Here is a 13,525-nt window from a genome sequence, read left to right on the forward strand (position 1 = left end):
ACCTTCCAAAACGGGCCTCGGCCCGTTTTTTTATGCCCGTCCGCCGGGCGGCACCAACGGGCCCATGGTGCCAGCATTGTTGCAAACGCACACAGATTGCCAAAAACAATGAGAATTGTTCGCAATTAAGTAGAATACGGCCCCAGCCAGCAGCCAGTCTCGACAGCGCGCCCCCGGCACCGGGCCGCATCGTTCAAGCACCCTCTCCTGCCAGCCAATAGTGAACCCGGGATGCCCCCGCATCCCTCGCCGCGCCTTGCGCGCCCGCTCTCGGCAGCAACGGCAGCCGCCACTGCCTGGGAGCGTGCGCAGGAAGCACCCGGCGCCTCGCTTCCTGAGCATCCGCTTGCACAACCCTCTGCCCCTGCCATGACGCATAGCCACTTGCCCGCACACCTGCGCAGCGCTCTCCGAGCGCCCTCGTATCCCCTTTCCACCCTGGCCCTGCTGGCCGCCTGCAGCTGCCTGGCCGCAGGGGCCGCCCACGCGCAGGACGCGGCCCTGCCCGAGGTGAAGGTCACCCACTCTGCCGATACCCCTGCCACTGAAGGCACGGGCCAGTACACGGCGCGCCAGGTCAACGTGGGCAAGATGGACCAGGCGCCGCGCGAGATCCCGCAGTCCATCAGCGTCATCACGCGCCAGCAGCTCGACGACCGCAACGTCACCAAGGTCGAGGACGCCGTCAAGTTCAGCACCGGCATCACCGTGACCCGCTTCGACGGTGCGGGCAACTACAACACCTTCCAGTCGCGCGGCTTCGACCTGGGCGCCATCCAGCTCGATGGCGTGCCCATCCCCCAGGGCAACTACAGCACGCTGGACACCGCCATGTACGACCGCATCGAAGTGCTGCGCGGCCCCGCCGGCCTGCTGCAGGGCGGCAGCGAGCCGGGCGGCACGGTGAACCTGGTGCGCAAGCGCGCACCGGGCAAGCTCATGCTCAATGCCGACGCGGCCGTGGGCTCCTTCGGCCTGCGCCGCGGTGAGGTGGATGTGGGCGGCGCGCTCAACGCCGCAGGCACCGTGCGCGCCCGCGCCGTGGCCGTGGCCGAAGACCGCGACAGCCATGTCGACACCCTGTTCAACAACAAGCGCTTGGGCTATGGCACGCTGGAATGGGACCTCGCCCCATCCACCACGCTGTCCATCGGCGGCGCGCAGCAGCGCGTGCGCTCGTCCATCGACCAGGGCCTGCCCACCTACGCCGACGGCCGCCTGGCCGACCTGCCGCGCAGCGCCTTCTCGGGCCTCGCGAGCAACCGCCAGGACCTGAAGACCACCGACCTGTTTGCCGAGCTGGAGCACCGCCTCTCGGGCGGCGGCACGGTGCGCCTGTCGGCCCGCGATGTGGACCGCAGCGCCTTCTACAGTGCTGCGCGCGCCAACAGCGCCCTCGCCCCCAATGGCAACTTCACCATGGAAATGGTGGATGGTCTGACCCATGTGAAGACGCGCAACTACGACCTGTTCGCCAGCCTGCCCGTGGACGTGGCGGGCCGCAGCCACCGCCTGCTGGTAGGCGCCAGCCGCAGCGAGAACAAGAGCTACGACAACAACTACGTCTACGGCACCCCAACCCAGGCCAACCTGCTCACGCCCAACTATGCCGCGCCCTACCCGGCGCTCGTGCTGCCCGGCTACTCGGCCATCACCACGCGCACCGAGAACGCGCTGTACGGCCAGGCGCAGGTCAGCGTGGCGGATTCCGTCAAGGTCCTGGCCGGCGGGCGCCTGAGCTGGGCCGACGCGGTGACGCGCAGCACGGCCACCGGTGCCGCCACGAGCGTGGCCGACCCAGGCCGCCAGTTCATCCCCTCGGTGGCGGTGCTGTACGACTTCCACCCACAGTACACGGCCTACGCGGGCTACTCCGAAACCTTCGTGGTGCAAAGCCAGCTCGATGCCGCCAGGAACCTGCTCGCGCCACGCACCGGCAAGCAGGTGGAGTTCGGCGTGAAGGGCGAGTTCCTGGACAAGCGCCTGCAGGCGCATGCTGCCGTGTTCCGCATCATCGACGAGAACCGCGCCATGACCGACCCGAACGCGACCAATGCGTCCATCGCCGGCGGCAAGGTGCGTTCGCAGGGCTTCGAGGCCGAGGTCAGCGGCCAGCCCCAGCCCGGCTGGGACGTGGTGGCCGGCTACGCCTACAACGACACGCTGTACCTCCATGCACCCGTATCCCAGGTGGGCCAGGTGTTCAGCCCCGTCACCCCGCGCCACAGCGTGAACCTGTTCACGCGCTATGCCTTCACCTCGCCCGCGCTGCGCGGCTTCAGTATCGGCGGCGGCATCTCCTACCGCAGCGAGTTCTTCGCGCAGAGCGGCGCACTGCGCATCAGCCCGGGCGACTACGTGCTGGCCAGCGCCCAGGTGGGCTACCAGATCAACGACCAACTGGCGCTGAACCTCTCGGTGGACAACCTGTTCGACAAGACCTACTACGAGAAGGTCTCCAACACCTTTCGCCAGAACTTCTACGGCGAGCCGCGCCGCGTGACGCTGGCGCTCAAGGCGCGCTATTGAGCGCCCGGCAGTCCCCAAGTCCCTGCATGGCCCGGTTCGCCCAAGGCGCACCGGGCCTTTTTTGCCCTCAAAACAACAACGCAAAAGCAAATCATTCTTACTTGCATCGTAAAATCAGCATGCAAGCCCCCTCGGCACGCCGCTGCGGGGGCTTCTTCCATCGCCCGTTTCCACGTTTCCAAGCTTTTCCGGCCCGAGAAACCCTGCACCATGCTGTCACCCACCGCCATCCGCCGCTGGTCCTGGACCCACAAGTGGTCCAGCCTCATCTGCACGGTCTTCATGCTGCTGCTGTGCCTCACGGGCCTGCCGCTGATCTTCCACCACGAAATCGGCCACCTGCTGGGTACCGAGGTCGAGGCCCCCGCCATGCCCGAGGGCACGCCGCGCGCCAGCCTGGACACCGTGATCGCCGCCGCCAAGGCCGTGCACCCCGAGCGCATGGTGCAGTTCGTCTCGCAGGCCGAGGACGATGACAAGGTCTGGTTCGTCACGCTCACGCACACGCCCGACCCGACCGAGGACTTCAAGTCCGTCGCGGTCGATGCGCGCACGGCCCAGGTGCTGTCCGACATTCCCACCAACCAGGGATTCATGAACCTCATGTTCCGCCTGCATGTGGACCTGTTCGCGGGGTTGCCGGGCAAGCTGTTCCTGGGCTTCATGGGCCTGTTGCTGCTGGTGGCCATCGTCACCGGGGTGGTGCTGTACGCGCCCTTCATGCGCAAGTTGCGCTTCGGCGATGTGCGGCGCGAGCGCTCCACGCGCGTGAAGTGGCTGGACCTGCACAACCTGCTGGGCGTCGTCACCCTGGTCTGGGCCCTCGTGGTGGGCGCCACCGGCATGATCAACACCTGGGCCGACCTGATGATCAAGTACTGGCAGTACGACCAGCTGTCCACCCTGCTCGCGCCCTACAAGGGCAAGCCCGTGATCGCCATGGCAGAGCGCGGCCCGCTGCAGCAGGCAGTGGACGTGGCGCGCGCGCATGCGCCGGGCACCAAGCTGTCGTTCATCGCTTTCCCCGGCACCTCGTTCTCCAGCCCGCACCACAACACCGTCTTCGTGCGCGGCGCCGAACCCCTGACCTCGCGCCTGCTGCAGCCGGTGCTGGTCGACGCCCACAGCGGCCAGATCACGGCCGCGCCGCAGCTGCCCTGGTACCTCACGGCGCTGCTGGTGTCGCAGCCGCTGCACTTCGGCGACTACGGCGGCATGCCGATGAAGATCCTCTGGGCGCTGCTGGACATCGCCACCATCGTCGTGCTGGGCAGCGGCCTGTACCTGTGGCTGCGCCGCAGGGCGCCCGTGCAGGCCGCCGCGCCGGCAGCCGCTGGCGGCCTGCCCGCCAACGCCGCAGCCTCCCTGGCCAACCCGGAGCGCGCCGCATGAGCAGGAACGCACCCACGCCGTTTCGCGCTCTGTGGGGCTGGCCCATCGTGCTCGGGCTGCTGACCGCCAGCGGCCTGGCCACCGCGCTGATCTCCGACACCTGGGGCGACTGGTGGTCCTGGGTCGGCCTGGGCCTGCCCGTGGCCGTGATGGCCTGGTTCGCCTGGCGGCCCACGCCTGCCGCGTCCCCTGCCGACCCCGACCCCGGCGATGACCCTGCCGCCCCTTTCTGACACCGCCCGCTCCGTTCACTTCCTCTGACCGCCATGCACCACTCACCACGCTTCCCTCTGGTCCCACACACGCCAGCGGCCCTGGCCGCCGCCCTGCTGTGCACGCTGGCCCTGCCCGCAGCACTCGCGCAGACCGCTGCCGGCAGCGACCAGACGCTCTCAACCGTCACCGTGAACGCCAGCGCCGACGCATCGGCGCAAGGCCTGTCGCCCGCCTACCCCGGCGGCCAGGTGGCACGCGGCGGTCGCGTGGGCATTCTGGGCACGCGCGATGCGATGGAAACGCCGTTCTCCACCATCAGCTACACCAATGAGCTGATCCAAGACCGCCACGCGCGCAGCGTGGGCGACGTGCTGCAGAACGACCCCACGGTGCGCGTGGCCCGTGGCTTCGGCAACTTCCAGGAGTCGTACTTCATCCGCGGCTTCATCCTGGGCTCGGACGACACGGCCTACAACGGCCTGTACGGCCTGCTGCCACGCCAGTACATCGCCACCGAGCTGTTCGAGCGCGTGGAAGTGCTGCGCGGCGCATCGTCCTTCCTCAACGGCGCCAACCCCGGTGGTGGCGGCCTGGGCGGTGCCATCAACCTGCTGCCCAAGCGCGCCCCCAACGAGCCCCTGAGCCGGGTCAGCGTGGGCGTGGGCAGTGGCGGCCACAGTGATGTGGCAGCCGACATCGCCCGCCGTTTCGGTCCAGATGGCAGCGCCGGCATCCGCGTCAACGTGGCCTCGCACAACGGCGGCACCGCCGTCGACGACGAGAAGGCCAAGCTCGGCCTGGCCGCCGTGGGCCTGGACTGGCGCAGCCGCGACGTGCGCCTGTCGGGCGACATCGGCTGGCAGGACCACAAGCTCGACCGCACCCGCACCAACGTCACGCTCGGCGCCGTGACCGCTGTGCCGACCGCACCCGACGGCAATAGCAACTTCGCGCAGCCCTGGGCCTTCTCCAACGAGCGCGACACCTTTGGCACGCTGCGCGGCGAGTGGGACATCACTTCCAACATCACCGCCTGGGCTGCCGCTGGCGCACGCAGCGGCACGGAGTCGAACTCGCTGGCCAACCTCTCGGTGGCCAATGCGGCCACCGGCGCCGGCACCACCTACCGCTTCGACAACAACCGCAAGGACAACGTCAATACCGGCGAGCTGGGCTTGCGCGGCAAGCTGCAGACCGGCAGCGTGGGCCATGAATGGGTGCTCGCCGCCTCCTCGTTCAGCCTGGACAAGAAGAACGCCTATGTCATGGACTTCGGCAACACCCAGGCCACCAACCTCTACAACCCGTTGTACACCGCCACGCCGGCCTACAGCGCCACGGCGCTGCGCGGCGGCATGATGGACAACCCGCTGACCACGGGCCGCATCAAGCTGAGCAGCGTGGCGCTGGGCGACACGCTGTCGATGCTGGACAAGCGCCTGCTCGTGACGCTGGGCCTGCGCCACCAGAAGTTCGACATCGCCAACTTCGCCTATGGCACCGGCGCGCAGACCGACCGCTACGACCAAAGCCGCACCAGCCCCCTGCTCGGCGCCCTGTACAAGCTGGACAAGAGCCTGTCGGTGTACGCCAACTATGCCGAAGGCCTGAGCCAGGGCGAGACCGCGCCCTCCACCGCAGCCAACCGGGGCACCATGCTGGCCCCCTATGTCTCCAAGCAAAAGGAAATCGGCGTGAAATACGATGGCGGTCGCGTGGGCGGCAGCCTGGCGCTGTTCTCCACCGACAAGCCACGCTCCGTGGTCGATGCCGCCGGCATCTTCGGCGCGAGCGGCAAGGACCGCCACCAGGGCCTGGAACTGGCCGTGCAGGGCGAGGCCATGAGCGGTCTGCGCGTGCTCGGCGGTGCCACCTGGCTCGACGCCAAACAGCAGCGCACCGGCTCGGCACTCACCGATGGCCAGCGCGTGATCGGCGTGCCCAAGCTGCAGGCCAACCTGGGGCTGGAGTGGGACGTGCCCGGCGTGCGAGGCCTGGCGCTGGACGGCCGCCTGGTGCACACCGGATCGAGCCATGCCAACGCCACCAACACCCTGCGCGTGGCCGGCTGGAACCGCCTGGACCTGGGCGCCCGCTACCTGACCGAGATGGGCGGCAAGCTGGTCACGCTGCGCGCGCGCATCGACAACGTGACCGACAAGAACCACTGGGCTTCGGTGGGCGGCTACCCAGGCTCGGGCTACCTGGTGGTGGGTGCTCCGCGTGCCCTCAGCCTGAGCGCCAGCGTCGATTTCTGATCTCCGGCAGGGTCGACGACCCGTGCCATCAGCCCCGACCATGCAACCGCATGGAGGGGGCGTTTGTTCGATTTCCGTGTTCCACACCAACCATTGAAAGGAAGACTTCCATGCAATCCTCCATGAAGCCCCTGCTGGCCGCCGCTTTGCTGGCCCTCGGCGCCAGCGCAGCCCAGGCCCACCAGGTGTGGCTCGAAAATGCCGGTGGCCAGGCCCGCCTGCACTTCGGCGAGTTCAACGACAACCTGCGCGAGACCTCGCCCGGTTCGCTGGACAAGTTCAAGGGCGTGCCCGTGCTCGAACAGCGCGCCGGCGCCGCCAGCCAGAAGGTCGAAGGCAAGCTGACCAAGGACGCCTTCGCCTACACCGTGACCGGCAACGCCGACACGCTGTTCGCCGCAGCCACCTACCCGCTGATCGACCGCAGCAAGCGCAACCTGCCCGCCATGTACTGGCAGCCTTCGGCCCGCTGGGTCGCGAGCCTCGCCCAGCCCGTGGCGCCCGGCCAGGCGCTGGACCTGGTGCCCACCGGCAAGCCCGGCCAGCTCAAGGTCGTGTTCAACGGCAAGCCGCTGCCCAAGGCCAAGGTGCAACTGGTCTCGCCCGCCGGCTGGAGCCGCGAAGCCCAGTCCGCCGACGACGGCACCGTGGAGTTCCTGACCCCCTGGAAGGGCCAGTACGTGGCCGAAGTGCACCACACCGACAAGACGCCCGGCGAAGCCCAGGGCGAGAAGTATGGTGAGGCCAGCTACGTCACTACGCTGAGCTTCGTGCAGGCCGAAGGCGCTGTCTCGCCACTGCTGCCGCCCGCACCCGAAAAGCACTGACAACCCGCGCCCGAAGGGGCGCCAACCCCCAACCCAGGTGACTGCAGGGCCATTGAGCCTGGTGGGGGTCTCCAGGGCGTCCGGACCTGCACCCGGCCCCTTTTCCTTTCGCCAGCCACTGCCACCGGCAGCCTTCACGGCGCCGGCCGCGCACCGCCACACCCCAGCCAACCCGCCTTCGCTGCCGCATGGCCGCAGGCTGCACCACCCTTGAAGACCATGCCATCCCATTGCCCCGCGCGACCTGCGCGCACTGCCGTTGCACACGCCGCGTTCCTGATGGTCTGCAGCGCCTGTGCACAGGCCCAGACCGCCACGCCCCCCGCCGCTGAAGCCACCCTCGCCCCCGTGACCGTGCAATCCGGCGCAGAGCGGGAGAACCCCACGGCGCCGGTCTCCGGCTTCGTGGCCAAGCGCGCCCTGAGCGCCACCAAGACCGACACGCCGCTGCTCGAAACGCCGCAAGCCATCAGCGTGGTGACGCGTGACCAGATGGAGGCCCAGGGCGTGCAGACGCTGCGCCAGGTCACGGCCTACACGGCAGGCGCGGTCTCCAACTACTTCGACAGCCGCGTGGACAGCTTCAGCGCGCGCGGCGCCAATGTGTCCCAGTACCAGGACGGCCTGCTGCGCACCTACGGCACCTACAACAGCAGCCGGCCCGATCCGTACACGCTGGAGCGCGTGGAATTCCTGCGTGGCCCGACCTCGGTGCTCTATGGCCAGGGCAGTGTGGGCGGTGTGCTCAACCTCACGAGCAAGCGCCCCCAGGCCGAGACCGCGCGCGAAGTGCAGGTGCAGGTCGGCAGCCACGCGCGCAAGCAGATCGCCGCCGACCTGACCGGCGCGCTCGATACCAATGGCCAATGGCTGTACCGCCTGGTGGCCGTGGGCCGCGACAGCGGCACCCAGGTCGACCATGTGGCCGATGACCGCACTGTGCTGGCCCCCTCGCTGACCTGGCGCCCCAGCGCGGACACCTCGCTCACGCTGCAGGGCCTGTACCAGAAGGACAAGAGCGGATCGCTGATCGGCTTCTTCCCCTGGCAAGGCACGCAGTTGCCCAGCCCCTATGGCCAGATCCCGCGCTCGGCCTTCATCAGCGAGCCGGGCTGGGATGCGTTCAACACCGAGAACAGCTCCTGGGGCTACCTGTTCAGCCACCGCCTGAACGACGCCTGGACCGTGCGCCAGAACCTGCGCCGCACCGTGACCGAGGTGGACTACCGCACCATCTACACCAGCTTCACGGCCAATGCCGGCGCAGGCCGCCCCGCGCGCCCGGTGTTCAACAGCGACAACCGCAGCGTGGTGCGCGACGCGGTGTGGAATCTCAACACCGGCCGCATGCTGCTCATCGACACCCAGCTCGAAGGCAAGCTCAACGCAGGCGCCACGCAGCACACGCTGCTGGCGGGCCTGGATGTGCAGCGCAACCACTCGGGCCAGTCGGCCTGGCGCGCCGTGGCCCCCTCCATCGACGTCTACAACCCGGTGTACGGCAACTTCACGCCGCCTGCGGCCTCGGCGCTGGTGCGCCAGCCGGGCGTGGCGCAGCGCCAGCTCGGCTTCTACGCCCAGGACCAGATCACCTGGGGTCGATGGACGGCCACGCTGGGCCTGCGCCACGACAGCGCCAAGACCGACACCGAAGGCCGCCCCGCAGCCGCCGTGGACGACAAGGCCTGGACCAAGCGCGCCGGCGCCACCTACCAGATGGACGGCGGCTGGGCCCCGTATGTGGGTTACTCCGAATCCTTCCAGCCGCTGGGCGGCGTGGACGTGTACGGCACCCCCTACAAGCCCACGCGCGGCAAGCAGTGGGAGGCGGGCGTGAAGTGGCAACCGCCAGGCCAGGGCATTTCGGCCTTTGTCGCCGCCTACCAGTTGCGCGAGACCAACCGCAAGACCAATGACCCGGCCAACCCGCTCAACAGCCTGCAGATCGGCGAGGTCAAGGTCACCGGCCTGGAGGCCGAGATCACCGCCAGCCTGGCCAGCCACTGGGACGCCACCCTGGCCTACGGCTACACCGATGCCAAGGTCTCGCGCAGCAACGCTGGCGACCAGGGCCTGCCCGTGGCGAGCGTGCCCAAACACACCGGCTCGGCCTGGCTGTCGCACCGCTTTGCCTCCGAAGGGCGCGGCGGCTGGACCGTGGGCGCCGGCGTGCGCTACACCGGCTCGCAGTGGAGCGGCACATCCGCCATCTCCACCCCCTCGGCCACGCTGGCCGACGCCCTGCTGGCCTACGATGCGGGCGACTGGCGCCTGGCCTTCAACGTGACCAACCTGGCCGACAAGGTGCACATCACCCAGTGCCTGGCGCGGGGGGACTGCTTCTATGGGCAGGGACGCACCTACGCACTGACCTCGACCTATCGGTTCTGAGAGACTGAGAATCTTTCGTCCACGCCCGCCTTGCACGCCAAAACACCCCGGCTCGTCGAAAGCAAATGCTCGCCATAGCCCGAGCTATGGCTGTGCTTTGCGCCTAGATCCGAGGCGTTGTGGCGCGCACTTCGGAGACGGCCAGAAAATTCCCAGCCTCTGAGGCGCCGGTCCGGCCGCTGCTGCTGCTGCGGCGGCGTGCAAAGCAAAGCTTTCAGCCGCCGCAGGGAACCGCTAGCATGGTTGTCCAAAGAGGATGTCCACGCGTTTCCCAGGGGAGGTGTCGATGAGTCTGCGCATGCCAGCCGCCCCGCGCAGGGGCCGGATCCCGGGCGCCCATGCAGGGTAGCTACGACCCGGTGCTGGTGTTGCTGTCGGTCGCGACGGCGGTGGTGGCATCGTTCGTGGCGCTGGACATGGCCTCGCGGGTGGCAGCGGCCATCGGCAACGCGCGCCGCGCACTGCTGTGGCTGGGGTGCGGCGCCCTGGCCATGGGAACCGGCATCTGGTCCATGCATTTCGTGGGCATGCTCGCCTTTTCGCTGCCGGTGCCACTGGCCTACGAGGTCGGCGCCACGCTGGCCTCCTGGCTGGTCGCCGTGCTGTCCTCCGCACTGGCCCTGCACACGGTCAGCCAGCGGCAGCTGGGCTGGCGACGCCTGCTGGGCGCGGGCACGCTCATGGGCGTGGGTATCGCCGCCATGCACTACCTGGGCATGGAGGCAATGCAGATGCGCCCGCGCATTGCCTACGACCCCTGGCTGTTCGGCCTCTCGGTGCTCGTCGCCATCGCTGCCTCGAGCGCCGCGCTGCTGATCTGCTTTCGCCTGCGCCACGAAACCGTGTTGACGGGCTTTCGCAAGAAGACGGCCAGTGCCGTCGTCATGGGGGCCGCCATCGCCGGCATGCACTACACGGGCATGGGGGCCGCCAACTTCGCCCCCGGCAGCGTCTGCGGTGCGGGGCCGACCGGCATCGGTGGCAGTTGGCTGGGCTTCGTCATCAGCGGGCTGGTGGCGCTGTTCCTGGTCACAACGCTGCTGATCTCGGTCTATGGCGCCATGCCACCGACCATCCGCTCGCGCCTGGTGTTCCTGGTGGTGGCAGCCAGCCTGCCCGTGTCCCTGATGGCCGTGGTGGTCATGGTCCACGACTACCAGCGCCTGCGCGAGCAGCACGCCAGGGCGCTGGTGGTCACGGCCCGCGCCATCCTTGCCACCGTGGACAAGGACCTCGCCGGTGTCGAGTCGGGCCTTCGGGTGCTGTCCACGTCCCGATCACTGCTGGACGGCAACCTGCCCGCCTTCCAGCTGCAGGCCGAAGACGCGCTGGGCCACCTGCATGTGGCGGCGCTCGTGCTGGAGGACGGCCATGGCAGCGTGCTGATGGACACCCGCCTGCCGCCGGGCGCCCACTCCACCACCCCCTCGCACGGCCCCCGCCCCGCCTCTTCCTCCTTCTCGAACGCGGCCTTTCTGCAAACCCGTTTCGAGAAGGAGACCACCGTCACGATCGCGGTGCCCGTGGCGCCAGGGAAGGCCGGCAAGGCCCCTGCTTCGGACCAGTGGCTGAGGGCCAGCCTGTGGCCCGAGCGGCTGACCCAGTTGCTGAACAACCAGCACCTGGCCAGGGACTGGATCGTCTCCATCTACGACGCCGAGGGGACCATCGTCGCGCGCAGCCACGAGATGCGGCGCTTTGTCGGGGCCAGGGGCGCCCCGCGTCTGTTGCAGCGCCTGGCCCAGGTGGACGAGGACTCGGTGGATGCCGTGACCCTGGAAGGCATCCCCGTGCTCTCGGCCTTCAGCCGCTCACCCGCCACGGGCTGGGCGGTCTCCATCGGCATTCCAAGCAGCAGCCTCAGCACCCCGCTGCTGAGCACGGTCGCGTGGCTAATCGCAGGCCTGGTGCTGATGCTGACCGCCAGCCTGCTCCTGGCCTGGCGCATCGGCGGCTCCATCGCCAACGCCGTGCAGGCCTTGACCGGACCGGCATTGGCCCTGGGTTCGGGCGCCCCCATCGTGGTGCCGCCCCTGGGCCTGACGGAGGCCGACAAGGTCGGCAACGCACTGCGCCAGGCCGCACACCTGCTGGACACGGCGAAACACGAGGCCCACCACGACATGCTGACCGGCCTGGCCAACCGCTCGCTGTTCCGCCAGATCGTGCAGCAGCAACTGGCGCAGGCCCACCGCAACGGCGGCAACGTCTCCATCCTGTTCATCGATCTCGACGGGTTCAAGGCCATCAACGACGCCCACGGCCACGCGGTGGGCGATGCCCTGCTGCAGCAGGCAGCCCAGCGCCTGCTGCTGGGGGTGCGCGGCGGTGACCTGGTCGCACGGCTGGGGGGCGACGAATTTGCCGTGGCACTGTTCCAGCCGGGCCTGCGGGGCACGGCCAAGGTGGCCGGCATGCTGGTGGAAAGCCTGTCGTCCCCGTTCCTGATCGAGGGCTTGGTGCTGCAGATCTCCGCCAGCATCGGCGGTGCCAGCTACGGCCCGCATGCCGCCACCGACCTGGCCAGCTGCGAGGCCCTGCTGCAGCAGGCCGACAGCGCCATGTACCGGGCCAAGGAGGCGGGGAAACGGCGCTTTGTCATGGCCGAGCCACTGGGCACGGGCTGAGCGCCGGCACGGCACCGACAAGCCCGCCCACCCTCCCTCCCTCCCGGAGACTAGCGCGCCAGCACCGCCACCTGCACTTCCGTGCGGGTCTGGAAACCCAGGCTTTCATAAAGCGCGATGGCCGCATGGTTGGACGCCCAGGCATGCAGGAAGGCCTGGTCGCCACGCTGCTGGATGGCATGCGCCACCACGGACGACAGCCGGCGCGCCAGGCCCCGCCCCCGGAAGTCGGGATGGGTGCAGACCCCGCTGACCTCGGTGGCGCCCGCAAAGCGCATGCGCTCGCCGGCCATCGCCGCCAGGCGCCCGCCGATCCGCACGCCGACGAAGCGGCCCATGGTGTGCGTGCGCGGCAGGAAGGGGCCGGGCTCGGTCAGCTGCGCCAGCGCCAGCATCTCGGGCGCATCCGCATCGCCAAGCACCACCACGGCCTCTTCGCCCGGCACGGGCGCGACGGCTTGCATGGCCAGCATCTGCACGCCCTGGGCACTGCGCACGAGCTGCAGGCCCGGCGGCACCTGGACGGGCGGCACCTGCGCCATGAAGATGGACTCGCCCGCCCCCACCAGGTCGGCCAGCGCTGCGAGGCTGGCGCTGTCATCATCCCGCGCGGACGCGAACAGGTTCACGTCGCGCCGATAGCGCCGGGCGAGGACTGTGCCTTCGGTGAGCTGCGGCGCGTGGAGCAGCGCGGCCCACACAGGGCGGTCAAGGGGCTTGTCGTTCATGGGGATGCCTTTTCTTGCGGACCTTGCGGCCTGGGGGTGAGAGAAGCCGCCGCACGCTGCAGCAGCGAGGTGTTTTCGAGGCCCGCTTCCAGGGCAGCGAGCTGCTCCAGCAAAGGCCCTTGCAGGGGCGCGCAGATCTGCGCGACCGAGGCTTCGATGACCGGCCAGACATCGCGCTTGGCACGCGCAACCAGTGCCTGCCCTGCGCTGCTGAGCTGCACCTTGCGGATGCGCCGGTCCCCCTCCTGCGACCGGGACTCCACCAGCCCGCTGGCCTCCAGCCCGCGCAGCGAGCGCGTGACCACGGGCTGGCTGACGCCGACCGCTGCGCTCAGCTCCCCCACGCCCAGCGGGCCATGCCGGTCCAGCGCCGCGAGCAGCGGAAAGTGGGCCGCGGGCAGGTCGATGCCATGCCGGGCCATGAGCGCCTGGGTCTGCGCCTGCAGCGACTCACCGATGCGCCGAAAGCGCGTGCCGAGGGTGAGGAATCCGAGTTCCTTGACGGTGTCGTGGACCATGATTTACCTTTGATATATATCATGATATGTATTTGGCCG

Annotated in this window: 9 protein-coding genes and 1 pseudogene; 8 read left to right on the forward strand and 2 right to left on the reverse strand. The window is 69.1% G+C overall.

What is annotated here, in order from left to right:
* Positions 1-369 precede the first annotated feature (369 nt).
* From U5N23_RS27660 to U5N23_RS27690, 8 genes and pseudogenes are all read left to right on the forward strand, one after another.
* Positions 370-2,529 carry a TonB-dependent siderophore receptor gene (locus U5N23_RS27660; RefSeq protein WP_322595918.1) on the forward strand — a complete coding sequence of 720 codons (2,160 nt, stop codon included), beginning with the start codon at positions 370-372 and terminating at the stop codon, positions 2,527-2,529.
* A gap of 210 nt (positions 2,530-2,739) precedes the next feature.
* Positions 2,740-3,921, forward strand: a complete 1,182-nt coding sequence (locus U5N23_RS27665) for a PepSY domain-containing protein (protein ID WP_322595919.1) — start codon at positions 2,740-2,742, stop codon at positions 3,919-3,921.
* A complete protein-coding gene (locus U5N23_RS27670; RefSeq protein WP_322595920.1) occupies positions 3,918-4,154 on the forward strand; it encodes a hypothetical protein in 237 nt (78 codons plus the stop codon). Before U5N23_RS27665 ends, U5N23_RS27670 begins: the two co-directional genes overlap by 4 nt.
* A 33-nt stretch (positions 4,155-4,187) precedes the next feature.
* On the forward strand, positions 4,188-6,395 hold the full coding sequence (locus tag U5N23_RS27675; RefSeq protein WP_322595921.1) for a TonB-dependent receptor: 2,208 nt from the start codon (positions 4,188-4,190) through the stop codon (positions 6,393-6,395).
* Positions 6,396-6,505: 110 nt separating this feature from the next.
* Positions 6,506-7,222, forward strand: a complete 717-nt coding sequence (locus U5N23_RS27680; RefSeq protein ID WP_322595922.1) for a DUF4198 domain-containing protein — start codon at positions 6,506-6,508, stop codon at positions 7,220-7,222.
* A gap of 219 nt (positions 7,223-7,441) precedes the next feature.
* Positions 7,442-9,613 carry a TonB-dependent siderophore receptor gene (locus U5N23_RS27685; protein ID WP_416208678.1) on the forward strand — a complete coding sequence of 724 codons (2,172 nt, stop codon included), beginning with the start codon at positions 7,442-7,444 and terminating at the stop codon, positions 9,611-9,613.
* Positions 9,614-9,948: 335 nt separating this feature from the next.
* A pseudogene (locus U5N23_RS33200) lies at positions 9,949-10,440 on the forward strand (MHYT domain-containing protein); the annotation flags it as partial.
* Positions 10,441-10,674: 234 nt separating this feature from the next.
* Entirely contained in the window at positions 10,675-12,240 is a 1,566-nt protein-coding gene (locus U5N23_RS27690) for a diguanylate cyclase domain-containing protein (protein ID WP_416208681.1), read from the forward strand.
* A 50-nt stretch (positions 12,241-12,290) separates the two neighbouring features.
* Here the strand turns inward: U5N23_RS27690 and U5N23_RS27695 are convergent, their stop codons facing one another.
* Positions 12,291-12,968, reverse strand: a complete 678-nt coding sequence (locus U5N23_RS27695; RefSeq protein ID WP_322595924.1) for a GNAT family N-acetyltransferase — start codon at positions 12,966-12,968, stop codon at positions 12,291-12,293.
* The gene (locus U5N23_RS27700; protein WP_322595925.1) at positions 12,965-13,486 is read right to left on the reverse strand and encodes a MarR family winged helix-turn-helix transcriptional regulator; all 522 of its coding nucleotides are present in this window, start codon (positions 13,484-13,486) and stop codon (positions 12,965-12,967) included. Before U5N23_RS27700 ends, U5N23_RS27695 begins: the two co-directional genes overlap by 4 nt.
* Positions 13,487-13,525: the final 39 nt, after the last annotated feature.

Source organism: Acidovorax sp. (assembly GCF_034519795.1).
Classification (GTDB): Bacteria; Pseudomonadota; Gammaproteobacteria; order Burkholderiales; family Burkholderiaceae_C; genus Acidovorax.

Excerpts from the sequence above, each read along its gene's own strand:
- U5N23_RS27665 (WP_322595919.1), top strand. The coding sequence starts at position 2,740 with ATGCTGTCACCCACCGCCATCCGCCGCTGGTCCTGGACCCACAAGTGG.
- U5N23_RS27695 (WP_322595924.1), bottom strand. The coding sequence starts at position 12,968 with ATGAACGACAAGCCCCTTGACCGCCCTGTGTGGGCCGCGCTGCTCCAC.
- U5N23_RS27680 (WP_322595922.1), top strand. The coding sequence starts at position 6,506 with ATGCAATCCTCCATGAAGCCCCTGCTGGCCGCCGCTTTGCTGGCCCTC.
- U5N23_RS27690 (WP_416208681.1), top strand. The coding sequence starts at position 10,675 with ATGCCACCGACCATCCGCTCGCGCCTGGTGTTCCTGGTGGTGGCAGCC.
- U5N23_RS27700 (WP_322595925.1), bottom strand. The coding sequence starts at position 13,486 with ATGGTCCACGACACCGTCAAGGAACTCGGATTCCTCACCCTCGGCACG.
- U5N23_RS27660 (WP_322595918.1), top strand. The coding sequence starts at position 370 with ATGACGCATAGCCACTTGCCCGCACACCTGCGCAGCGCTCTCCGAGCG.
- U5N23_RS27675 (WP_322595921.1), top strand. The coding sequence starts at position 4,188 with ATGCACCACTCACCACGCTTCCCTCTGGTCCCACACACGCCAGCGGCC.
- U5N23_RS27670 (WP_322595920.1), top strand. The coding sequence starts at position 3,918 with ATGAGCAGGAACGCACCCACGCCGTTTCGCGCTCTGTGGGGCTGGCCC.
- U5N23_RS27685 (WP_416208678.1), top strand. The coding sequence starts at position 7,442 with ATGCCATCCCATTGCCCCGCGCGACCTGCGCGCACTGCCGTTGCACAC.